This is a genomic window from Massilia sp. Root351, assembly GCF_001425045.1.
GTDB lineage: Bacteria > Pseudomonadota > Gammaproteobacteria > Burkholderiales > Burkholderiaceae_D > Rugamonas.
Window position 1 is genome coordinate 189,966 of the sequence record NZ_LMDJ01000032.1, and the last position, 22,012, is coordinate 211,977.

Annotated in this window: 19 protein-coding genes; 8 read left to right on the forward strand and 11 right to left on the reverse strand. The window is 67.2% G+C overall.

Going from position 1 to position 22,012, the window contains the following annotated elements; all coding sequences use genetic code 11:
- Nucleotides 1-47: 47 nt before the first annotated feature.
- Complete coding sequence (locus ASD15_RS23755; RefSeq protein WP_057157512.1) at nt 48-344, reverse strand: hypothetical protein; 297 nt, start codon at nt 342-344, stop codon at nt 48-50.
- A gap of 120 nt (nt 345-464) precedes the next feature.
- Between ASD15_RS23755 and ASD15_RS23760 the strand changes: the two genes are divergently transcribed.
- Nucleotides 465-1,181, forward strand: a complete 717-nt coding sequence (locus ASD15_RS23760; RefSeq protein ID WP_057157513.1) for a pseudouridine synthase — start codon at nt 465-467, stop codon at nt 1,179-1,181.
- Nucleotides 1,182-1,190: 9 nt separating this feature from the next.
- On the opposite strand, the gene ASD15_RS23765 is transcribed toward ASD15_RS23760, so the two are convergent.
- From ASD15_RS23765 to ASD15_RS23810, 10 genes are read right to left on the reverse strand one after another with little or no spacing between them, the layout of a single operon-like run.
- A complete protein-coding gene (locus ASD15_RS23765) occupies nt 1,191-1,745 on the reverse strand; it encodes a hypothetical protein (protein ID WP_057157514.1) in 555 nt (184 codons plus the stop codon).
- 35 nt (nt 1,746-1,780) lie between these two features.
- Nucleotides 1,781-2,710: a methyltransferase domain-containing protein gene (locus ASD15_RS23770; RefSeq protein WP_057157515.1), complete on the reverse strand. Its 930-nt coding sequence runs from the start codon at nt 2,708-2,710 to the stop codon at nt 1,781-1,783.
- Between the two features lie 9 nt (nt 2,711-2,719).
- On the reverse strand, nt 2,720-3,718 hold the full coding sequence (locus ASD15_RS23775) for a sulfotransferase family 2 domain-containing protein (RefSeq protein WP_057157516.1): 999 nt from the start codon (nt 3,716-3,718) through the stop codon (nt 2,720-2,722).
- A 3-nt stretch (nt 3,719-3,721) separates the two neighbouring features.
- The gene (locus ASD15_RS23780) at nt 3,722-5,083 is read right to left on the reverse strand and encodes a rhamnan synthesis F family protein (protein WP_082552105.1); all 1,362 of its coding nucleotides are present in this window, start codon (nt 5,081-5,083) and stop codon (nt 3,722-3,724) included.
- 36 nt (nt 5,084-5,119) lie between these two features.
- The gene (locus ASD15_RS23785; RefSeq protein WP_057157518.1) at nt 5,120-6,322 is read right to left on the reverse strand and encodes a glycosyltransferase; all 1,203 of its coding nucleotides are present in this window, start codon (nt 6,320-6,322) and stop codon (nt 5,120-5,122) included.
- Nucleotides 6,319-6,954, reverse strand: coding sequence for a methyltransferase domain-containing protein (locus tag ASD15_RS23790; RefSeq protein WP_057157519.1), 636 nt, complete (start codon nt 6,952-6,954; stop codon nt 6,319-6,321). Before ASD15_RS23790 ends, ASD15_RS23785 begins: the two co-directional genes overlap by 4 nt.
- On the reverse strand, nt 6,951-9,404 hold the full coding sequence (locus ASD15_RS23795) for a glycosyltransferase (RefSeq protein WP_057157520.1): 2,454 nt from the start codon (nt 9,402-9,404) through the stop codon (nt 6,951-6,953). The genes ASD15_RS23790 and ASD15_RS23795 overlap by 4 nt, the downstream gene beginning before the upstream one ends.
- Entirely contained in the window at nt 9,401-11,524 is a 2,124-nt protein-coding gene (locus ASD15_RS23800) for a glycosyltransferase (protein ID WP_082552106.1), read from the reverse strand. Before ASD15_RS23800 ends, ASD15_RS23795 begins: the two co-directional genes overlap by 4 nt.
- Nucleotides 11,525-11,584: 60 nt before the next feature.
- Entirely contained in the window at nt 11,585-12,733 is a 1,149-nt protein-coding gene (locus ASD15_RS23805; protein ID WP_057157522.1) for a DUF4214 domain-containing protein, read from the reverse strand.
- 56 nt (nt 12,734-12,789) lie between these two features.
- Nucleotides 12,790-13,671, reverse strand: coding sequence for a hypothetical protein (locus ASD15_RS23810; protein ID WP_057157523.1), 882 nt, complete (start codon nt 13,669-13,671; stop codon nt 12,790-12,792).
- 234 nt (nt 13,672-13,905) lie between these two features.
- Here ASD15_RS23810 and flhB point away from each other — a divergent pair, with 234 nt between their 5' ends.
- From flhB to motD, 7 genes are all read left to right on the forward strand, one after another.
- Nucleotides 13,906-15,123, forward strand: a complete 1,218-nt coding sequence (gene flhB, locus ASD15_RS23815) for a flagellar biosynthesis protein FlhB (RefSeq protein WP_082552107.1) — start codon at nt 13,906-13,908, stop codon at nt 15,121-15,123.
- Nucleotides 15,120-17,261, forward strand: coding sequence for a flagellar biosynthesis protein FlhA (gene flhA, locus ASD15_RS23820; RefSeq protein WP_057157524.1), 2,142 nt, complete (start codon nt 15,120-15,122; stop codon nt 17,259-17,261). Before flhB ends, flhA begins: the two co-directional genes overlap by 4 nt.
- A 201-nt stretch (nt 17,262-17,462) precedes the next feature.
- Nucleotides 17,463-18,920: a flagellar biosynthesis protein FlhF gene (flhF, locus tag ASD15_RS23825; RefSeq protein WP_057157525.1), complete on the forward strand. Its 1,458-nt coding sequence runs from the start codon at nt 17,463-17,465 to the stop codon at nt 18,918-18,920.
- Nucleotides 18,913-19,737 carry a hypothetical protein gene (locus tag ASD15_RS23830; RefSeq protein ID WP_057157526.1) on the forward strand — a complete coding sequence of 275 codons (825 nt, stop codon included), beginning with the start codon at nt 18,913-18,915 and terminating at the stop codon, nt 19,735-19,737. Before flhF ends, ASD15_RS23830 begins: the two co-directional genes overlap by 8 nt.
- Before the next feature lie 17 nt (nt 19,738-19,754).
- A complete protein-coding gene (locus ASD15_RS23835) occupies nt 19,755-20,486 on the forward strand; it encodes an RNA polymerase sigma factor FliA (RefSeq protein ID WP_056393936.1) in 732 nt (243 codons plus the stop codon).
- Complete coding sequence (locus tag ASD15_RS23840; RefSeq protein ID WP_057157527.1) at nt 20,468-21,217, forward strand: flagellar motor protein; 750 nt, start codon at nt 20,468-20,470, stop codon at nt 21,215-21,217. Before ASD15_RS23835 ends, ASD15_RS23840 begins: the two co-directional genes overlap by 19 nt.
- A 1-nt stretch (nt 21,218) precedes the next feature.
- Nucleotides 21,219-22,001, forward strand: a complete 783-nt coding sequence (gene motD, locus ASD15_RS23845) for a flagellar motor protein MotD (RefSeq protein WP_057157528.1) — start codon at nt 21,219-21,221, stop codon at nt 21,999-22,001.
- Nucleotides 22,002-22,012: the final 11 nt, after the last annotated feature.

Here is a 22,012-nt window from a genome sequence, read left to right on the forward strand (position 1 = left end):
CAGCATAACTCGTTGTCTGCACAAGTTTGCCGTAAGTCAGAAACGAACTACTCAACCGCATCGCTGATGCGGACCCGAGAGAATTTCAATTCCTCGCATTGAGCCCCGCAATGGGGCATGAGAACGGCGGCGTCATTGCCGCTGTTTTCATTTTCGCATGCCATTTCCGAGTTGATGCCGCCGCCGGCCAGCCAATCGAGGAAGTGCTGTTGCGCTGCCAAATGCCAGTGCGCTTGCGGCATGGCGGATGGCGCCTTGCCTGCCGCGCCCAGTCGCCAGCGCGCCACGCCGAGGCGGGTGGCGTGCAGCGCGAGGTGGCGGGTAGCCATTTTTTGCGAGCTCATCTTGCATCCTTTCTGACAGGCACTAGGTAGATTCCTACATTAAATTTAGTGTAGCGGAGCAAGCTGCGGGGCCTTTGATCTGCGTCAAGCTGTGTTTGAAATCTGGTAAAGTCTCGCCCTATGAGCAAATTATCCTTAGACCGCATCCTGCAATCCCAGGGTTTCGGCACGCGCAAATACTGCCGCGCCCTGATCGAAGACGGCGAAGTCAGCATCGCCGGCGTAGTCCACGACAACTACAAGGCCAGCATCGACACCGATGGCCTGGTGCTGACCATCTTCGACGAAGAGTGGGTGTACCGCGAACACCTGTACATCGCGCTGAACAAGCCGGCCAACTACGAATGCTCGCGCAAGCCCAGCCATCACCCGGGCGTGCTGACGCTGCTGCCCGAGCAATTCAGCTGGCGCGAGGTGCAGCCGGTCGGCCGGCTCGACCACGACACCACCGGCATGCTGCTGATGTCCGACGATGGGCCGTTTATCCATGCACAATCGTCGCCGAAGCGGCACGTTCCCAAGGTGTACCAGGCCACCACGCAAGCTCCGGTGACGCCGGAGCTGGTGGCGCAGCTGCTGGCCGGCGTGCAGCTGCACGACGAACCGGCGCCATTGGCGGCACTGGTGTGCGAGCAGCGCGGCGAGCATCAGCTGGAAATCGTGCTGGAGCAGGGCAAGTACCACCAGGTCAAGCGCATGCTGGCCGCCGCCGGCAACCATTGCAGCGCGCTGCACCGCTCGGCCATCGGCCAGCTGCAGCTGGAATCGCTGGGCCTGGCCGAGGGCGAATGGTGCTACCTGGCGCCGGAGCAACTGGCGCTGCTGGCGCCGGCCTGACCCTGACGCTCAGGAGGCCAGTTCGTGTTCGACGCGCAGCTTGAATTCCCGCATGGACGCTTCGAATGGCGCCGTTGAGCTGAGCAGCTGGTGGTTGTTGGCATGATGGGCGAACAAGCTGCGCGCATAAATCAATCCTTGCAGGTTGGCGTCCATCTTGGCGCTGAGCGCCTCGTGGAACAGCGCCGGCCAGAAGATGCCTTCGGAGATGTCGATCGGATTGGATCTGTAGACCAGCTTCCTGAAGGCGAATTCATAGGCAGCGCAGAAAAACTCCCGGGCGCGCGCATGGTGCCCGAGCTGTATATTGGCCATGCCGCGGATGTACAGCAGGCCTGAAATCACGTCCGGCAAGGTGTTGACGTCCAGGTGGCGGTCGAAGCGCAGGGCGACGAAAAACGGCACCGCCTCGTTGGTCAGCACGCCGTTCTCCTTTTCCAGCGCCAGCAGCAGCGCCTTGGCGCCCCAGTCCGCGCCGATGAAGTCCCCCGCGTTCAATGTCGAGAATGCCGCTTGATATTCGCGCAAGATCTGGTTGGCCTTGTCTTCTGAACGGGATGGCATGTCATGTCTTCCTTGGTAGTTGCGGGCCGAGGCCCTTATTCGGGATAATTGTCATCCACGAGGTCGGACGCAATCACCGGCCATTGCAATTTGCTGTCGCCGGTCTTGCGCACCAGCACCGTGCTGCTTTCGTAGCCGCAGGCGCGCTCGGCGAAGTTCTTGTCGGCCGACCAGGCAAACGGTGTGATGTAGTTCAGTCCGGACATGGCCCTGCCGACAATCTCGAAGCCGGTGAACTTGTTGAACAGGCCGTCCCACGCGGAATCGGAAAAGCGGTAGTAGTCCCAGGGCATGTCGTGCAGGCCGACGGTCTGGTGGGTGGCGACCAGGAACACGCCGCCGGTCTTCATCACTTTATTTACTTCCAGCACCACTTTCCACGGCATGATCAGGTGCTCGAACACCGAGATGCACATGCAGGCGTCGAACTCGTCCTTGTTGAGCTTGGACGACATATTGTGGGCGTCGACCACGATATCGACGCCGGTATCGCTGACGATGTCGATCACGGTGGTCTCGACGGTGGAGAAATCGTCGGCCCGCAGCACCCCGCTGCGCGCGCGGCCGCCGATGTCCAGCAGCTTGATCTTGCCCGCTTCGTTGACATGCTGGAGGAACTGCTGCCCCAGGTCCTTGTCCAGGTGCTGCAGGACCGCCGTGATGTCCCGGATACTGATGAACAGCTTGACGCCGTCGATGGCGATTTCCACGCCCATGTCCGCATGGTAGCCGTTGGACAGCGAGATCGCCTCCAGCTCGAATTTGTAGGCGAAATTATTGCCGTTCTCTTCGGCCCGGATGGCGCTTTTCTGGAACTGGATGCCGTCTCCCTTCAGCTCGACCGAAGCGATGCTGACCGCGGCCCCGGATTGCGAATGGACCAGCCCCTTGATGATGAGGAAGGAATGAAATTTCGAGGCGCATTCAAAATAGAAGGTGTAGCCGTTTAATGAGATGGCTTTCATCGTGATCCCTTAACGTAGTATGGCGTAGTATTTTTGCAGCAGTTGGTAGTCCAGCGCGACCATGTCTTGCGGGATGTCGTCGAGATTGACCGGCCTGCTTCTATCGCCCCGGTTCATCTCCGCGATAGGCAGCTGCAGCTGCAGGTCCAGCCGCGCTTTCAGATCCTGCACGGTGGACGGCGCCAGGCCGCCGTTGGCAGTCAGGTCTTCCATCCTGACCACGTGATCGAACCTGGCCAGGTTCGCGATCGCCGTGCACAGGTCGTCCTGGTCCATCACCTTGTCTATTGCGGACAGCGGCACGCCGCGCCCGGACAGGGCGCGGACGTAGTAATTGTCGAATGCGAACCTGACCTGCGGATCGCTGCAGCTGAGCACCTCCGCCAGCGTGCCGCTGCGCGCCGCTTGCGCGGCCCTGCCCCAGGTCGCGTCCTCGTCGGGGACGTTGGTCAGAAAATGGTAGAGGCTGACGATACGGCTGCGCGGATCGCGAATGGAAATCAGCTTGACCGAATCGTGGTCGTGCGCCGGAATCTCGTTGATGGAAAAATGGCCGACGAAAAACCGGTGGAAGCTGTGCTGTTGCGTGCTGCCGAACACGGTGGACTTGATCTGCAGCGGATGGTAGTCCTGCGCCAGGTAATGCGTCAACGAGATCCCCGCCGCCTTCGGTATATGCAGGAAATACAGCTTGCGCCTGCTCTCGTTGATCAGATAGGGATTGCCGCTCGCCGAGCCGGCCTGGGAACGCTGGTAAATCAGTTTCAGCAGGTGCTCATGGTTCTCGGCGGGGATGTTCTCGATCGCTTCCTGGCTGGTCGAGACGAACTGCAGGAAGTAGTCCACGCTGTGCAGGCCCGATTGGATGGCCTGGGTCCAGTATTCGAGGGACGCCGGCTCGACCTCGCGGCCGATCAGTTCCCTGAACACGCTCTTGATCAATTCCTCCAGGTCGACGGCATGCTGCTTGCCGAACAGGGACGAGAGCAGGGGGCGCGGTATTTTCATCGCTTACAGGTAGATCCGGCTGACCGGGAAGAAGCGGCTGGCGTGCTCGATCAGCGCCAGGTCGTAGTCCGAATGGCTGGCGATGAGCCGCTTGGCCAGGTGCAGATTGGGCAGGTTCATCGGATTCTTGAACAGCAGTTCGCGCTTGATGAAGGGGAAGCCCAGCTCGATCAGGCTGTCCCAGAACAAGTGGGTCGGATTCATCGGGATGCCCGCTTCCACGTCCTCTATCAGGGCCAGCAGCCGGCTCCTGGCCAGGTCCGGGGCGGCGTTCCGGTCCGGCTTCTTGCCGTGGAGCTCGCCGCGCCATTTCTTCACCCAGTGGCTGGCCACATCTTCGTACTTGAACGCGGTGGCCGGCAGGAATCCCTGTTGCGTCAGCTTGCGGGTGAGCGACAGCTCGCCTTCCTGGATGACCACGCCCTTGTCGTCGGAGAAGCTGAACGATGAGCAGAAGGACGTGAAGAAGCTGCTTTGCAGTATGCGCTTCTTGAAGCCCAGGCAAAAACTCTGCAGGTGGTAGTTGGTCTGGAAACTGTCGATCAGGCCCCAGAAGTCGGCCGGGTCGGCCTCCATGTTTCCGAATAGGCCAGCCAGGTCATTGAACGGACCCAGTACGCTGTCGTTGATCAGCACCATGTGCTCCAGCCCGGGCAGGAATTCCTGGAGGAAGTGGATCCCGGCCAGCCAGGAACCAAAGTCATAGCCATGGTTCTTCTTGACGAGGTAGCCGTCGGCCTGGCGCGGCGCGGCCGGCTGCGGCATGTCCTCGGCCAGCGAGTGGACGCACAGGATCCAGTAGCCGCTTTTCCTCAAGCTCTCCAGCATCCGTTCATGGTAGGCGGAAAAGAAGGGCTGTTCGAAGTAAGAGCAGAAAATGGCCAGCTTGCCCATGCGTTTCAGCACCTCGGCCGAGCGTCCGGGAAAGGATGTCGAGAGCACGGCGGACCGGTAGTAGTGCTGGAAGTGGTCGCGCCGGGCGGTGGGATCGTAGTCCGAGAATTCTGCCAGTCCGGGCAGCCCGTGCCCGTCGCTGGCACCGGGGACCCTGGCGTGGATCCGGTGCGGCAGCCCGTCCAGGAACGCGCTGGGAATCGGGAATTCGAATCCTGCAAAGCCGCCCCGGATGCGCGCGTCGCGCAAGTCGGTGCGGTAGCTCTTGCATTCGGCAAGGCCGACCCGGACGTCGTCGATGAACAGTTCGACGGTGGCCGCGATGTCTTGCCTGTCGTTCCTGACCGCCCAGCCTTTGAGGGTGCTGTGGGCCACGGTGTCGACGTGGCCGCGCGCCGAAAAGGAGGCGCCGTCCGGTGCGCCGGCGGGCTCGTCCTGGGCCGGCACTGCGGTTTGCGGTTTGTCTCGCATGGTTCTGTTCTTTCGCGGTAGCGGTCAGTGTAAGGGTCAGTGCCGCAGCAGTTTTTTTTGCGCGCGGACGCAGTGGGCAATCGACAGCTCGGGCATCGCCGGCGGCGCGCGCCGGCTTGCCGGGGCCTGGCTCAAGCCGGCCACCATGTGCTCGGAAAACTGCCCATGGTCGAAGAAGCCGGCGGTCTGGATGCCAAGCCGTCCGGCGAACTCCCTGACCGGCGCGGTGTCGGCCGCCGCCACCGGCACACCGCTCAGCGCCGCTTCCAGCAAAGACCACGACAGCACGAACGGCGTGGTCCAGTAGCTGTGCACCTTGCTGATGCTGAGCAGGTCGAGATAGCTCTGGTACGGTACCTTGCCGACAAAATGGACCCGCCGCAGGTCCAGCCGGCCGCCCACTTCGTCCAGCATGTAATCCTTCCAGGGCCGGCCGCCGGGGGCGTGCCAGCCGTAGCCCGGCGCGGCGCCGCCGACGATGACGGCGTGGGCATGGGGGCGGCGGCGCAACGCTTCCGGCAGGGCGCGCATGAAAACGTGAAAGCCGCGCACCGCCTCCAGGCTGCGCGACACATAGCTCAGCACCTCGTCGCCCGGCCGCAACGTCAGGTGGCCGCCGGCGGCGGCCTCGATGGTCAGGCGGGCGCGCGGATTGAACCTGAGGCGCTGCAGGTCGATGCCGTCGTGGATCACGGTGATCTTGTCCTGCGCCCAGGCGGGGTAGGTGCTCTTCTGCCATTGCGTGGGCGAGATGGCGGCGTCGGCAAGCTCCAAGCTGAGCAGGTTGGTGGTGTTTTTCAGGCGCAGGCGGCAGCGCTGGGCGAAGGTCAGCGGCGGCTCTTCCGGGTCGAAGCCGACGTCGCGGCCTTCCACCGCATAGTAGAACTCGCAATAGATCACCAGCCGGGCGCGCGGGAACACGTCCCTGATGAACAGCGCTTCGCCCCAGCCCGGATGGGCCACGATGACGTCCGGCTCGAAGCCGTCGCGCTTGAGCTGCAAGGCCGCTGCGGCGCACGCTTCGGCGCGCAGCACCATGCCTTCCTGGTCCGCCAGCAGCGGGTGGATCTCCTCTGCGGGCTCGCGCAGCAGCGTGTAGTGGCGCACGGCGACGCCGGCGGGCGCCGGATTGCGCTCCATGGACAGCGCCGCCACCTGGTTGCCGCTGTCGGCGGCCAGCGCGGCCGACACATGGATGAACTGGCCGGGAAAATTCTGGTGGATGAACAGCGCTTTCAACGCACCACCCCGGCCAGCTGGTTGAACAGTTCGCCGGGCGTGCGCGGCATGGTGGCCACGGCCCACAAGTCCCAGTGCGTGCCCTCGTGCACGCGCACTTCGTCGAAGCCGGCCTCGGCCAGCGCACCGCCCAGCGTATCGCTGGTGAAACCGGTGCGGTGCGCCATGTACTGGTTGCCTTTGCGGATAGACGCCTGGTGGCCGAACAGGATGTCGAGCGCACTGATCGGTCCGGCGGCCGCATGGTACAGCGGCTGCTGCAAGTCGCCCTCGACGATGTGGCGCGCCACGGCGCGCAGGTCGGGCACGCTGATCAGCGCGAAGCCGTCCGCCTTGAGCACGCGGCGGAACGCTTCCAGGGCGGCCGGCACCTCGAACGATGGCAGGTGCTCCAGGCTGTGCGAGCACCAGATCGCGTCGACGCCGGCGGATGGAATGGCGGACAGGTCGGCGATGCTGCCGACGATGTCGGGCTGCACGCCGGGATCGATGTCGAGCCGGATTTCGCGCCACTGGCGCTCGCGGAAGTAGGCCGGCAGGCGTTCGGGCCGGGCGTGGCCGCAGCCGACATGCAGCAGCAGCGGCTGGGCCGGCGCCTGGGGGGATGCGAAGGTGGCTGGGTTGGCGCTCATGGGGTCCGTTGGTGGGGCAGCGCGGCGCTGCCGTGGTTGTCATCGTTGCGCAGGCCGGCCAGGCGCGGAGTACGGTCGCGCGGCGGCAGCGCCAGGCCGCCGTAGGCGTGGCTGTGCGGGTCCAGGTTCAGGCTGGGGTGGTAGGCCGGGTCGTGCTGCAGGGCCTGGCCCCAGCGCGCGCGCAGCTGGTCGATTTCGCGCAGCGCGCGGGCGCGCTTTTGCGGCGTGTCCTCGTGGCCCCGGCTGGCGGACTCGGCGTGCAGCAGGCGCGCATGCGGGGTCCAGACGATGGCCTTGCCGGCCTGGCGCAGCTTCAGGCACAGGTCGACGTCGTTGAAGGCGACCGGGAAGGCCGCACCGTCCATGCCGCCCACGGCCAGGTAGTCGCGCTTGCGCAGCAGCAGGCAGGCGGCGGTGACGGCGCTCACTTGCTGCTGCAGCTGGTTGCGGCCATGGTCGCCCCAGTCGGCGTCGGCCAGCCGGTTGCCGAAGTGCCCTGCCACATTGCCCACGCCGAGCAGCACGCCGCCGTGCTGCACCATGCCGTTCGGCCACAGCAGCTTGGCGCCCACCGCGCCCACGCCCGGGCGCAGCAGCTGGCCCACCATCTCGTCGAGCCAGCCGCCGTGCAGCGCTTCGATGTCGTTGTTGACCAGGCCGATGATCTCGCCGCTGGCGGCGTGCACGGCGGCGTTGTTCAGCGTGGCGAAGTTGAACGGGCCGGGGCAGGGCAGGATGATGACGCCCTGTTGGGCGAGCTTGCGGAAATAGCTCCTGCTGCGGGGCAGCGCGGAGTCGTTGTCGATGACGACAAGCTCCAGGCCGGGCCAGTCGGTATGGCGCCGGATGGAGCCGATGCAGCGTTCCAGCAGTTCCACCCGGTCGCGCGTGGGGATGATCAGGCTGACCTTGGCCTGGCGTTCGCGTTTGCCCAGCGGGCGCAGCACACGGCGCGGCAGGAAGCCCGCGCCGGCTGGTGCGCCGGGCAGCGCTTGCAAGGTGGATTTCGGTTCCACGGACCGCAGCGCGGCGGCGGCGGCATCGAGCCGCTGCTGCAGTTCCTGCACGTCCGGCGGTGCGCCGCAGTGCAGCAGCACGCGCGGCACGTGGGCGATGGCGCGCGCGGCCGTGCGCCAGTGCGCCGCCAGCAGCGACCAGGCCAGGCTGGCCGCTGATTCCAGCGCCGCTTCCGGCAGGGCGCGCACGGCATCGGCGCGGGCCAGCAGCAGGTCCAGCGGGTAGTCGCTGGCCAGCGCGTAGTCGGGGTTCCAGGCCGGTTTGAACCAGGGCTGGCCGGCGCGCTCGCTGTCGCTGTAAGCCAGCTGCACGTCCGGCGCGGCAAACGCTTCCAGCATGCAGCCGACCGCGTGCGGCGGCAGCTCGTCCCCGGCGCGCACGCAGGCCAGCAGCTGGCAGCCGGCGCCGAGCGCAGCCTGCACTTGTGCGGCGAAGGGCTGCGTGGCTTGCTGCTTGCCGGCGGCGGACGGGAAGGCGCGCACGCCGGCGCGGCACTGGCGCGCGATACTGGCCAGCGTGCGCTGCAGCGCGGCCGCATCGCCGGGCGCCACGATCAGGCCGACCTGCGCCGCAGGCGCAGCGGCGGTGGCGGCGGCCGCTTCGAACATGGTGCGCCATTGCGGGTAGTGGCCCAGGCCGAGGCTGCGTGGCAGGTTGCGTTCATAGCCGTCCAGCAGGCTGGCCAGCACGCCGCCGCGCGGCGCGCCGCCGTCCGCGGCCAGCAGCGCGCGGGCGCCGTCCGCGTAGCAGCAGACCGTGAGCGGGCTGCCATTGAGCGCCTCGCCGTTGCCGCCGGTCACGCGCACGCTGTGGCTGCGGCCGTCGCCCAGGGCCGGGGGCAGGTCCAGCGTGAAGCCGCAGTCGCCCACGCCGGCGCTGCGGGTGGCTGGATGCTGCTGGTCGGCGACGGTTTCCGCCAGCAGTTGCTGGCCCAGGTAGGCGCGCACGGTGACCTTGCGGCGCTCGTCGCGGCTGTCGGCGGCCCAGCCGTGCAGGCGCAGCGCGCCGTCGCTGAACACGGCGCTGCGGATAGCCAGCGGCGGCCTGGCCGCATCGGTGCTTGCCAGTTCGGCGTGGCCGGGCAGCACGCAGCCGGTGTTGGCCACGCGCGCGGTGAGCACGCCCTGCGCGTCGGCGGCGAGGTGGCCCAGGTCGGCAACAAAGCCGTGGCAGGCGCCGTGTGCGCCGTGCGCGGCGAACCGGCCCAGCAGGTCGCTGCGCGCCACGTCGGCGATCACGGAACCGAGCGGCTCGCCGTCACGCAGGATTTCGAGTACCACGCACTGCTGCGGCAGTTCGCTGTCGACGGCCCAGCCGTAAGCCAGGCCACGGTGCAGGCCTTCGAACGCGCCGTGCCAGCGTTGCGCGGTGCGGCGCGCGGGCGCGCCGTTGCTGGCGCCTGGCTTGCGGCCGGTAGGCGGGGCATTGTTCATGCGGCGGCGGTCTCGGTTGATTGCGGCTGGTCCGCGCCGCGCGGCGCGGCCGGCGCCGCGTAGTGCGCCAGCCAGCGGTCCAGCCAGGTTTGCGGGGTGAAGTCCTGGTCCAGGTCGACGCGCGCCACGCCCACCGGCGTGGTCAGTTCCGGCGACGCCAGCACGAGCGGGCAGCCGGCCATGCCGAGCAGCGCGGCGTCGCCCAGCAGGGCGTGGTTGCTGCCGGCGCCGGACGGCAGCGCATCCACCACGCCGGTGCGCCACAGCGCTTCGCTGGCGTAGCCGATCACCAGCAGGCGCAGCGACAGCTGCGGGCGGCTGGCGATCAGCCGCGCCAGTTCCAGCAGCCGGCCGTTGCCGCGGTGGTGCGCGCGGTGCTGCCAGACGCCGATGCGCAGGCAGGAGGCGGGCAGCGGCGCGGGTACGGGGCGGGCCGGTTCGTCGGCGCCGTGCAGCGCGTGCATGGCGGCCGCCAGCCACGGGCAGCGCTGTGCCGCCAGCGCGGCACGCAGCGCCGCGCGCGCCGCCTGCAAGGGATCGTCGGCCAGGAAACGGTCGTACTCGTCGTGGTAGCGCGGGTGGCGCGCGCTGAGCACGGCGCGGTTTTGGCGCACGCGCAGCGTCTTTTCAAAGCGGAACGAGACCGTGCCCGCGTGGGCGATGAACACGCCGCTGGCCAGCAGGTGGCGGTAGCCGGCGGCGCGCGCGCGCAGGCACCAGTCGACCTCTTCGCCGTAGCCGCGCACCAGGTGCACGCCGTCCAGCAAACCGATCTCGTCGAGCACACTGCGCCGGACCAGCATGGCGAAGCCGCAGCAGGTGGGCAGTTCGATGTCGCCGGTGCCGCCGCCGGCGCGCAGCGCCGCCGCCGTGCGGTCGATGCGGGCCAGCTGCTGCGCGTCGGGACCGCGCGCGGCGTTGGCGATGGCGGGGAAGCTGCTGATTTCGCCGTTGTTGGACCAGGGCGTGACCGAGGCCAGGTCCGGGGCGCTGTACAGGGCGGCGCGCAGGCGGTCCAGCCAGTCGCCGTGGACCAGGGTGTCCGCGTTGAGCAGCATGATGTCGCGCCCGGGATGCCGGCGCATGGCGCGGTTGCAGGTTTCGATGAAGCCCAGGTTGTGGCGGTTGCGCAGCAGCGTGATGCGGCCGGCGGCCGCCTGGCCGTCCAGCCAGGCCGACAGCGCCGGCTCCGGGCTGGCGTCGTCGACCACCAGCACGGCGGCCGGCGTGGCGTTCTGCGCCAGGCTGGCCAGCACGCTGTCGATGCAGGCCCGGGTGCGCGCGGCGTCGGAATAGACGGGGATGACGATATCGACCATGCGCGGCGCCGGCGCTGCGGACCGTGCCTCGATCCTGGCCCCGGCCTCCGCGCGCTCGCTGGCCCGCGCCGCTGAGAGCCCGGCCCGGCCGGCTTGCGGTCCGGGCGGCGGGCCGAACGGCGAGCCGAACGGCGAGCCGAACGGCGGGCCGAACACCAGCGGCGCGCCTTGCAGCGGTCCGCTTTCGCCGGCGGCGGTGTCAAAGCTCAGCGACCACACGCCGTCCGGCTGCGGGCAGGGCAGGCGGAAGCGGCGGCCGTCGGCCGGGATCTGAAACTGGTACTGGGTGTGCTCGTCGGACAGCAGCAGGCGCGCCTGCGCGGGCGTGCCGGCGGCGGGCAGCAGCACGCCTTCGATGGCGGCGCCGTTTTTCCAGCAGGCGCCCAGCGCGCCAAGGCCGGCCTGGCGCAGCAGCGCGGCCAGGGCGGCGTGGCTGCCGTCGCGGCAACGGGCGGGCAGGAAGGCCGGACCCAGCGCGCGCACGCTGTCGGCGGCGCCGCCCCGCAGCCAGCTGCCCAGCATGGCGTCCTGCAGCATGGGCAGCTCGGGCGCGGTGGTCCACGCCAGGTAACAAGCACGGGCGGCCAGTTCGGGACGGCACATGTCCACAATGCGGCTGCGCAGCAAGGCCGGAATGTGCTGCGCCGGATAGCGGCGGCACAATGACTCGGCTGCGATCAGCGCGTCGGCGTAATGGCCGGCTTGAAATGCCTCGGCTGCGCGCGCCAGCAGGGCGTCGGCGCGCGTGCGGGGGCAGCAAGCAAGGAAAAAGGGGGGAGGCCCCCCTTTCGGGTGCGTCATGTACAGTCGCTGCCTAAAGAAGTCCGGCCGGGATGGTTCCCGCCGAAAAATGACACCGGCCTAGATGATGCCGGACACGATAGTGACGTTGCCGATCACCTGCGCTTCGGTGTGGATGATGCCGGCAACGTTGTTGATCGCGACTTGCGTGAAGTCCGCCACCACGTCGCCCCTGGTCGTGCCATGCGCCAGGGCGTCGGTCCAGAACGCCACGCCTTCAGCCTTGCCGGCGCGGCCGAACAGGTTCTGGTACAGGCTCTGCACGAATTGCTGGTCGGTCTGGTTGGCGTGCGTGGCTGCGAACTCGGGCGAATTGACGAAGTCGTGCGCCACCCGCCTGATCGTCGAGGTGCCGGCCTTGATGGCGTCGAGCCAGAAATCGAAGCCGGAAGCGTCGGCGTCGCGCCCGAACACGGCCTGGTACATCAGGCCGGCCTGGCCTTCCACCAGGTTCTTGGCAAACACCAGCGATTCACTGTTGTCCAGCTGGACGAACTGGATGCCGGAGATGTTGGTGGTCTTGCCGGTGGTGGCGTTGGTCAGCACCGCGTGGCCCTTGGTCGCGCCGCTGCCGTCGGTGCCCTGGATCGTGTAGTTGCTGGAGTTGCCGGCCAGCTTTACCACGGCGTAGTCGCCGTTGCCGCCGATGATGGTGCTGTTGCCGAGCGTGGCCTGGACCGTGTCGACGCCGTGGCCGGTGATGACGGTGCTGTCGCCGCTGCCCAGCACGGTCAGCGTGTTCTTCTTGTCGACCACGGTAATCTTGTCATTGCCGGCCGAACCCACCACCACCCGGGCCGCCTGCGGATCGACGTTGGCCAGCGCGGTGAGCAGCGCCTCGGGGACATTCGGAGGCGGACCGCCCATGAACGTGACGGCCGGCGGCTGGCCGCCGCTGACCACGGTGTCGTTCGGATTGCCGACCACCAGGTTGGCGCTGCCGGTGCCGCCCAGGATGATGGTGCTGGCCTCGCCGGTGATGCTCAGGTTGGTGCCGGTGCCGGTGACGTTCACGAAGCCCAGTTCGGTGCCCGCGGAGAAGGTGACCGTGCCGTTGGCGGCGATGGTGGGAGCGTTGTCGATCTTGATCGCCGGGTCGCCCGCGCTGCTGGTCAGCGCCAGGATGCGCGCGATGGTGTCGTCGGTGAACACCGCCGTGCTGGTGCCTTGCAATGCGCTGGTGACGGTACTGGTATCTGAGTCGTACATCTTTCATTCTCCTTGAAGTTGCGAGCACGAAGTACGGAAACCGCAAATTGCCTGGGCTACTTGCCGGCTTGCTTGCCCGAGCCGGTAGCGCCGGCTTTGAAAACCTTGGTGCGGGCCGACTTCGCCCATGGATTCGGTGCCTGCGCCTCGGCCTGCGTTGCGGGCAGGGCCGCCAGCTTGATGGCCGTCAGGTGCTCCATGCCGCTCGGTCCGCTCAACGGCAGGCCCGACACCACCGGCACCATGAAACCGCCGGAGAAATGCGCCACGCCGTGCAGCGCGAAGCGGTGCGCCTGCTCGCCCACCAGCGTGAAGGTGACCTCGGTGATGCGGCGCGCGTTGCCGCGCGTGCCGCAGAACTGGCCGGTGGTGACGGTGGGCAGCGCACCGCTGCCTTCCAGCGATACGCTGTAGGCCAGGTCGACACCCTGCGGACGGTCGGGCCACATCAACTGGAAGCCCTCGAGGCGCAGGTTGGCGTCCGGCTTGCCCAGGTATTGGCCTTCGGCGGCAACCGCGTCGCCGTTGCGTTCCATATGGCCGATCAGCGACAGGCCCTGCGGACTGATTTCGATGGGACGGCCGGGCTGCGGCGCGGCGGGCGCGGCGGCGGCGGCCGGCGCAAGCGCCGCCTCGGCGCCCGCCTGGTCCAGGCTCACGCGGTCTATCCGCAGCGCCGGCTTGGCGTCGCCCGCATGGGCCAGGAAAGCGCTCACCAGCAGCTCGACCGGCGCGTCCAGCACGTGCATGACGATGCAGTCGCTGCCGTCGCGCAGCACGGCGCCCTGGGTGCCGGGCGTCCACAGGGCTTCGATCCGTCCGCTGTGCGAGGCGTCGGCGGGCGCGCGCGAAATGCTCAGCGGCGGCAGCTTGCCCTTGGGATGGCGCAGGATGTAAATGCCTGGTTTGAGCGTGACGACGGAATTGGAAATTTCCATGGCAGACGTATTTTCTGCCCTATTTCCAGGGCGGGATGGAGCGATAAGGGCGCTCGGGTGTTTGCAATATAGCATGCGAATATTGGCGTTTTCAACAACGGCAATCGAATCTTTCTCATTGCAAAAAGCAAGTTGTGGCGCGGAAGTAGCAGGCCAATTCCCTGCTGTTCTACCGATGGAAACAAAGTTGCCGCTGGCATACTGCGTACAGTTGAATGAAGCGCAGGGGCGGCCATGGCGGAAGAAAGCGAAAGCGAAAAGACAGAACCGGCGTCACAGAAGCGCCTCGAGCAGGCGCGTGAAGAAGGCGACGTTCCCCGATCGCGTGAAGTGGCCACCTTCGTGGTGCTGATGACGGCCGGCGCCATGCTGTGGATGTTCGGTTCCAGCCTGGTGCGCGACCTGTCTTCGGCCATGGTGTCCGGCCTGGCGCTGGACAAGGAGCAGATCTTCAATGCCGACGTGCTGCTGACCCGTGTCGGCGTGGACGTCGGCCGCGTGCTGCTGGCTTGCCTGCCGCTGGGCGTGGCGGTGATGGTGGTGGCGCTGGTGTCGCCGCTGCTGGTGGGCGGCTGGCTGTTCAGCGGCAAGGCCGTCACGCCCAACCTGATGAAACTCAACCCCATGCGCGGCCTGGGCAATATGGTATCGACCAACGCGCTGGTGGAGCTGGTCAAGGCCATCGTCAAGACCATCGTGGTCGGTTTCGTCGCCTACCTGGTGGTCATGAAGCAGAAAGACGCCGTGATCGGCCTGGCCATGGAGCCGTTCAAGCTCGGCAGCGCCCACATGCTGGACATGCTGGGCATGAGCTTTTTGTTCATCGTCGGCTCGCTGGGCCTGATCGCCGCCATCGACGCGCCGTACCAGATGTGGCACTACGCCAACAAGCTGAAAATGACGCGCCAGGAAATGATCCAGGAGTCCAAGGAGTCGGACGGCAATCCGCAGATCAAGGGCAAGATCCGCCAGCTGCAGCGCGAGATGGCCAAGCGCCGCATGATGGCCGACGTGCCGACCGCCGACGTGGTGGTGACCAACCCGACCCACTACGCGGTGGCGCTGAAGTACACCGAAGGGTCGGGCGCGCCGAAAGTGGTGGCCATGGGCACCGACGAAGTGGCGGCCAAGATCCGCGAGCTGGCGCGCGAGCACAAGGTGGCGATCCTGGAAGCGCCGGCGCTGGCGCGTGCGCTGTACAAGCACAGCGACATCGGCGACGAGATTCCGCAGCGCCTGTACGCGGCCGTGGCCGAAGTGCTGGCCTATGTGTTCCAGCTGCGCGCCTTCAAGCCGGGCGGCCGCTATCCGGACCGTCCGACCAGGCTCGACGTGCCGAACGATATGGACCCCAACCATCCGGCCTACGAGGCGGCCAAGCTGGCCAGGCAGCAAGCCTTGCAGAACAAAACCGATAAGAACCGCGACAATAGCAACGGAGCAGCATCATGAACAGCATCAGAATGCCAGAATGGATGAACCGCACTGTCGGCGGCATGAGCGGCGCCGGCAGCAAGAGCCTGGCCGCGCCTATCCTGATCATCATGCTGCTGGCGATGATGATCCTGCCGCTGCCGGCCTTCGCGCTGGACCTGTTCTTCAGCTTCAATATCGCGCTGTCCATCATCGTGCTGCTGACCGCGCTGTACACCGTCAAACCGCTCGACTTCATGGCCTTCCCGACCGTGCTGCTGGTGTCGACCATGCTGCGCCTGGCGCTGAACGTGGCCTCCACCCGGGTGGTGCTGACCGAGGGCCACACCGGCGCCGGCGCGGCCGGCAAGGTGATCGAAGCGTTCGGCCACTTCCTGATCGGCGGTAACTACACGGTCGGTATCGTGGTGTTCATCATCCTGACCATCATTAACTTCACCGTGGTCACCAAGGGCGCGGGCCGCATCGCCGAGGTGGGCGCGCGCTTCGCCCTGGACGCGATGCCGGGCAAGCAGATGGCGATCGACGCCGACCTGAACGCCGGCCTGATCGGCGAAGCCGAAGCGCGCAAGCGCCGCAGCGAAGTGTCGATGGAAGCCGAGTTCTACGGCGCCATGGACGGCGCCTCGAAATACGTGCGCGGCGACGCCATCGCCGGCATCCTGGTAACGGTGATTAACATCGTCGGCGGCCTGCTGGTGGGCCTGATCCAGCACGACCTGGCCTTCGGCGAAGCGCTCAAGGTCTACACCCTGCTGGCCATCGGCGACGGCCTGGTGGCGCAGATCCCGTCGCTGGTGATCTCGATCGCCGCCGGTATCGTGGTGTCGCGCGTGGCCAGCGAGCAGGACATCGGCACCCAGGTGATCGGCCAGCTGTTCGCCAAGCCGCAAGTGCTGTACGTGACCGCCGGCATCATCGGCGGCATGGGCCTGATTCCCGGCATGCCCAACCTGGTGTTCCTGCTGCTGGCTGGCGTGCTGGGCGGCGCCGGCTACCTGATGGACAAGCGCGCCAAGGCGCGCGCCGGCGGCGCGGACGGGGCCGCGCCCGGCACCCCGGCCGCGGAAGCGGCGGCGGCCGCCAGCGCCGCGGCTGGCGCGCCGGAGCAGGAAGAAGCGTCCTGGCAGGACATCCTGCCGGTCGATACACTGGGCCTGGAAGTGGGCTACCGCCTGATTCCGCTGGTCGACAAGACCCAGGGCGGCGAGCTGCTCAAGCGCATCAAGGGCATCCGCAAGAAGTTCGCGCAGGAAGTGGGCTTCCTGGCGCCGCCGGTGCACATCCGCGACAACCTGGAGCTGAAGCCGTCGGCCTACCGCATCGCGCTCAAGGGCGTGGAAGTGGGCGCCGGCGAAGCGTTCAACGGCCAGTTCCTGGCCATCAATCCCGGCATGGCCAGCGGCACCTTGCCCGGCCTGGTGACGGAAGACCCGGCCTTCGGCCTGCCGGCCATCTGGATCGACGCCGGCTTGCGCGACCAGGCGCAAACCATGGGCTACACCGTGGTGGACGCCGGCACCGTGGTGGCCACCCATCTGAACCATTTGATCACCACCCACGCCTCCGAACTGCTGGGCCGCGCCGAAGTGCAGGCGCTGCTGGACCACCTGGGCAAGGAATCGCCCAAGCTGGTGGAAGACCTGGTGCCGAAGATGCTGTCGCTGTCGACCCTGCAGAAAGTGCTGCAGAACCTGCTGGCCGAAGGCGTGCACATCCGCGACATGCGCTCCATCATCGAGACCCTGGCCGAGCACACCGTGCACACCCAGGACCCGAACGAGCTGACCGCGCTGGTGCGCATTTCGCTGGGCCGCGCCATCGTGCAGCAGCTGTTCCCGTCCGGCGGCGAGCTGTCGGTCATGACCCTGGACAACCGCCTGGAACGCCTGCTGATGCAGGCGCTGGCCGCCAGCGGTCCGGAAGGCGCCGGCATCGAGCCCGGCCTGGCCGACACCATCGCCCAGCAGGCCCAGGCCGCCGCCGCGCAGCAGGAAGCGCTGGGGCTGACGCCGGTGCTGCTGGTGCCCGGTCCGCTGCGCACCCTGCTGTCGCGCTTCCTGCGCCGCGCCCTGCCGCAGCTCAAGGTGCTGTCGCACGCCGAAATCCCGGAAACCAAAACCATCCGCGTCACCGCCCTGGTCGGCGCACAGTAATTCCCCCGAGCAAAATCGAGCCTGACCCCTCTTTCCGCACAGGAAAATGGGGCCAGGCTCGATTTTGCCATTCTGGAATAAGGGGCGGTTTTCCTCCCTGTTCCCCCGATCGTTTCTCTGATGCATCGTCAATAATGGCAGCATGAGAGTGAGCCGCGTCCGACTTGAAGTCGCGGCACTTGCGTAACAGGGGAACTGGTCATGAACGTCAAAAAATTTACTGCACCTACGTCGCGTGAAGCATTGCGCAAAGTACGCGAGGCCCTGGGGCCCGATGCGGTGATCTTGTCGAATCGCCCAACCGATGGCGAAGTGGAAATTCTCGCCCTCGCCAACGACGATGCCGCCTCGCTGGCGCAGCCTTCCCCGGACTCGCCGATGGCGCAGCCCAACCCTTACCTGGACCTGCCGGAAGCGCCGTCCTACCTTGCGCCGCTGGCTCCGGTGGCCGCCGCCAAGCCGATGTCGCCGATGGAGGCGCTCGACGCCGCAGCGATGCGCGCCGCCACCCAGCGCGGCGCGGCCGGGGCCGCGGCCCCGCGCGCCGCAGCCCCGGCGCCGCGTCCCGCGGCCGAAGCGCAGGTGCGCCAGGCCGTGCGCGCGCCCGCTGCGGCGCCGTCGCTGGACCTGGACCGCATCAGCGCCATGGTGGCCGACGCCGTCAACAGCGCCAAGGCCAACGCGGCTGCCGAAATGAGCGGCATGATGAATGAAATCCGCGCCATGCGCGGCATGATGGAAACCCAGCTGGCGGAGATCTCCTGGGGCTCGACCCAGCAGCGCGAGCCGCAGAAGGCCGCCGTGCTGCGCGAACTGCTGGCGGCCGGCTTTTCGGCCAGCCTGGCGCGCTACCTGATCGACAAGCTGCCGGCCGGCCGCGACGCCGCCGACAGCATGCGCTGGATTAAGACCGTGCTGACCCGCAACCTGTCGGCCATCGCCAACGAGGACGCGCTGATCGAGCAGGGCGGCGTGTTCGCGCTGGTCGGCCCCACCGGCGTCGGCAAGACCACCAGCACCGCCAAGCTGGCCGCGCGCTGCGTGATGCGCCACGGCCCGGACAAGCTGGCCCTGATCACCACCGACGCCTACCGGATCGGCGCCCACGAGCAGCTGCGCATCTACGGCAAGATCCTGGGCGTGATGGTGCACTCGGTCAAGGACGAGGCCGACCTGCGCATCGCCCTGAAGGAATTGCGGAACAAGCACACGGTGCTGATCGACACGGTCGGCGTGAGCCAGCGCGACCACATGGTGGCCGAGCAGGTGGCCATGCTGCAAGGCACCGACGCCAACGTCAAGCGCCTGCTGTGCCTGAACGCCACCTCGACCCAGGAAACCCTGAACGAAGTGGTGCGCGCCTACCAGGGCAGCGGCCTGGCCGGCTGCATCATGACCAAGCTGGACGAGGCCGCCTCCATCGGCAACCTGCTGGACGTGGTGATCCGCCAGAAATTGAATATGTTCTACGTCTCGAGCGGCCAGCGGGTGCCGGAAGACCTGCACCTGGCCGACCCGGCCGCGCTGATCGAGCGCGCCTTCCGCCTCAAGCAGGGCGCCGCCGCCGGCCAGTACGCCGACAGCGACCTGCCGCTGGTGATGGCCGCCGCCGGCTACGCCGCCAACGACATCGGCCTGCGCGAGGTGCGCCTTGGCTAACTTCGATTTCGACCAGGCCGAAGGCCTGCGCCGCATGCTGGCTGGCCCGCAGCCGCGCATCGTCACCTTCCTTTCCGCCACCCCGCAGGACGACAAGGGCGCCATGCTGGTCAACCTGGGCGCCTCGCTGGCGCGCGCCGGCAACGACGTGCTGCTGGTGGACGCCTGCGCCAGCGCGCACGGCGTCGCTTCCCGCCTGGGCGTGGACGACGGCGCCAGCCTGCTGGACGTGGCGCGCCAGGAATGCGGCCTGAACCAGGTGATCCACCAGGTGCCGCAGGGCTTCGGTGTGGTATCGATGACACGCGGCGTGGCCCGCTCCGGTCCGGACGAGACGCGCCGGCTGGCCAAGGCCTTCGACGTGCTGGCCAAGCAGACCGGCCTGGTGATCGTGGACGGCGAGTTCGACGGCGAGGCGTTCCCGGTGCCGGTGATGGCCAGTTCCGACATCGTGGTGCAGGTGTCGAACAGCGCCACCTCGATCAAGAACGCCTACAGCATGATCAAGCGGCTGAACCACGAACTGGGCCGCCGGCCCTTCGGCATCGTGGTCACCGGCGCATCGGAGGCCGAAGCCAAGGTGGTTTACGATAATATGGCGCAAGCGGCAAGCCGATACCTGGCCGTCACCCTGGTTTCCATGGGTTCGGTGCCGGCCGATGAGTACTTGCAGCGCGCGGCGCGCCTGGGGCGCGCGGTGGTCGATGCCTTTCCTCTGGCCGGTGCATCGGTCGCGTTCCGGCAACTGGCAGGCCGTCTGGCGCTGGCCGGTGCGCCTCAATTCCGTACGGGGAGTAGCAACCATTTTAGCGTCTGAGAAAAACTAGAAACGATATGTACACGGCCAAAGGGAAAGCGGACAAGAACTCGCTGCTGACGGAGCACATGCCGCTGGTAAAGCGGCTGGCCCACCATATGAAGGCCAAATTGCCACCCAGCGTGGAAGTGGATGACCTGGTCCAGGCCGGCATGATCGGCTTGCTCGATGCTATCAACCGCTACGAAGAAACCCACGGCGCCCAGTTTGAAACCTATGCCGTGATGCGCATCCGCGGCGCCATGCTCGACGAGCTGCGCAACAGCGACTGGATGCCGCGCAGCATGCGCCAGGACATGCGCAAGATCGAAACCGCGATGGCCACCCTGCAGCAGCGCCTGGGCCGTCCGCCGAGCGAATCGGAAGTGGCCAAGTCGCTCAAGCTGTCGCTGGCCGACTACCAGGAAATGCTGTCCGAGGGCGGCGGCCACCAGCTGATCTATTACGAAGACTTCCGCGACGACGACGGCGGCGAGAGCTTCCTCGACCGCTTCCACAGCGACGAGGACGCCGACCCGCTGCGCGCGCTGCTCGACACCGACTTCCGCCAGGCCGTGATCGACGCCATCGACGCCTTGCCGCCGCGCGAGAAGATGCTGATGGGCTTGTACTACGAGGAAGAATTGAACTTGAAGGAAATTGGCGCCGTCATGGGCGTGTCCGAATCACGCGTATCGCAGCTGCATACGCAAGCGGTAGCGCGGCTGCGCGCCTCGTTACGGGAGCAGGCATGGACTGGGCCAGCATAGCAGGATTGATATTGGGCGTGGCCGGGGTGCTGGTCGGCCAGGGCCTGGAGGGGGGCAAGCTGAGCTCGCTGCTCCAGCCGGCCGCGTTCGCCATCGTGGTGGTCGGCACCCTGGGCGCGGTGCTGCTGCAGACCAAGCCGGCCACCTTTGTGCGCGGCTTGCGCATGGCCAAGTGGATCGTGGCGCCGCCGCCGGACACGCGCATCTCGCTGGCGCGCGAAATCGGCGCCTGGAACGCCACCGCCAAGCGCGACGGCATGCTGGCGCTGGAGCGCCACATGCTGGTGTCGAAAGACAAGTTCAACGTCAAGGGCCTGCGCCTGATTGTCGACGGCATCAACCCGGACAAGCTGCGCAACCTGCTCGACACCGAAATCACGGCCTACGAGACCGCCGAGCGCCAGGCGGTGCGGATCTGGGAATCGGCGGCCGGCTATTCGCCCACCATCGGCATCCTGGGCGCCGTGCTGGGCCTGATCCAGGTGATGGAAAACCTGGCCGATCCAGCCAAGCTGGGCTCGGGTATCGCCATCGCTTTCGTGTCCACCATCTACGGCGTGGGCATGGCCAACCTGTTCTTCTATCCGATCGCCAACAAGCTGAAGAACATCGTCACGCAGCACGTGCACCAGCAGGAAATCGCCGCCGCCGTGTTCTACGACATCGCCACGGGCGACCACAGCCGCGTGATCGACGAGCGCATCGCCACCTTGCTGCGCGAGTACCACTGACATGGAACGCCGCGCGCGCAGGAAATTCGACGACGAGGCCGAGAACCACGAGCGCTGGCTGATCTCCTACGCCGACTTCATCACCCTGCTGTTCGCCTTTTTCGTGGTGATGTATTCGATCGCCGCCGTCAACACCGGCAAGTACAAGATCTTCTCGGACGCGCTGGGCGACGCCTTCGGCGGCCAGGGCGCGGCCAAGCCCATCAACACCCAGGTGCAGAACCTGCCGATTCCCAATCCCGCGCTGCGCCGGCGCACCGAGCTGCTGCGCAAGGAAAAGGAGCAGATGACCAGGCTGGCGCAGGACCTGCTGTCCACGCTGGCGCCGCTGGTCAAGGAAGGCAAGGTGCGGGTGACGCAGAACAGCCGCGGCGTGAGCGTGGAGATCAACGCCAGCGTGCTGTTCGATCCCGGTGCGGCGGTGCTGACCAGCGAATCGCGCGAAGCGCTGCAGGCGGTGGCGGTGCTGCTGAAGGAGGACCCGCACGCGGTGCAGGTGGAAGGCCACACCGACAACCAGCCCATCCGCAACAACAATTTCCCGTCCAACTGGGAGCTGTCGGCCTCGCGCGCCGGCGCCGTGGTGCGCCTGTTCATCGACGCCGGCGTGGCGCCGTCGCGGCTGACGGCGGTGGGCCATGCCGACAACCACCCGGTGGCGCCGAACGACCAGCCGGACGGACGCGCCCGCAACCGCCGCGTGGCGGTCACCATCCTGTCCGGCATTCCCGACCCGTCCACGGAAGTGCCGACCGCGCCGCCGGCCCCGGCGCCGCCGCCGTAGCGCTGGCGAGC

Coding starts and splice junctions, on each gene's coding strand:
- ASD15_RS23755 (WP_057157512.1), bottom strand. CDS start 344: ATGAGCTCGCAAAAAATGGCTACCCGCCACCTCGCGCTGCACGCCACC.
- ASD15_RS23760 (WP_057157513.1), top strand. CDS start 465: ATGAGCAAATTATCCTTAGACCGCATCCTGCAATCCCAGGGTTTCGGC.
- ASD15_RS23765 (WP_057157514.1), bottom strand. CDS start 1,745: ATGCCATCCCGTTCAGAAGACAAGGCCAACCAGATCTTGCGCGAATAT.
- ASD15_RS23770 (WP_057157515.1), bottom strand. CDS start 2,710: ATGAAAGCCATCTCATTAAACGGCTACACCTTCTATTTTGAATGCGCC.
- ASD15_RS23775 (WP_057157516.1), bottom strand. CDS start 3,718: ATGAAAATACCGCGCCCCCTGCTCTCGTCCCTGTTCGGCAAGCAGCAT.
- ASD15_RS23780 (WP_082552105.1), bottom strand. CDS start 5,083: ATGCGAGACAAACCGCAAACCGCAGTGCCGGCCCAGGACGAGCCCGCC.
- ASD15_RS23790 (WP_057157519.1), bottom strand. CDS start 6,954: ATGAGCGCCAACCCAGCCACCTTCGCATCCCCCCAGGCGCCGGCCCAG.
- ASD15_RS23795 (WP_057157520.1), bottom strand. CDS start 9,404: ATGAACAATGCCCCGCCTACCGGCCGCAAGCCAGGCGCCAGCAACGGC.
- ASD15_RS23800 (WP_082552106.1), bottom strand. CDS start 11,524: ATGACGCACCCGAAAGGGGGGCCTCCCCCCTTTTTCCTTGCTTGCTGC.
- ASD15_RS23805 (WP_057157522.1), bottom strand. CDS start 12,733: ATGTACGACTCAGATACCAGTACCGTCACCAGCGCATTGCAAGGCACC.
- ASD15_RS23810 (WP_057157523.1), bottom strand. CDS start 13,671: ATGGAAATTTCCAATTCCGTCGTCACGCTCAAACCAGGCATTTACATC.
- flhB (WP_082552107.1), top strand. CDS start 13,906: ATGGCGGAAGAAAGCGAAAGCGAAAAGACAGAACCGGCGTCACAGAAG.
- flhA (WP_057157524.1), top strand. CDS start 15,120: ATGAACAGCATCAGAATGCCAGAATGGATGAACCGCACTGTCGGCGGC.
- flhF (WP_057157525.1), top strand. CDS start 17,463: ATGAACGTCAAAAAATTTACTGCACCTACGTCGCGTGAAGCATTGCGC.
- ASD15_RS23835 (WP_056393936.1), top strand. CDS start 19,755: ATGTACACGGCCAAAGGGAAAGCGGACAAGAACTCGCTGCTGACGGAG.
- ASD15_RS23840 (WP_057157527.1), top strand. CDS start 20,468: ATGGACTGGGCCAGCATAGCAGGATTGATATTGGGCGTGGCCGGGGTG.
- motD (WP_057157528.1), top strand. CDS start 21,219: ATGGAACGCCGCGCGCGCAGGAAATTCGACGACGAGGCCGAGAACCAC.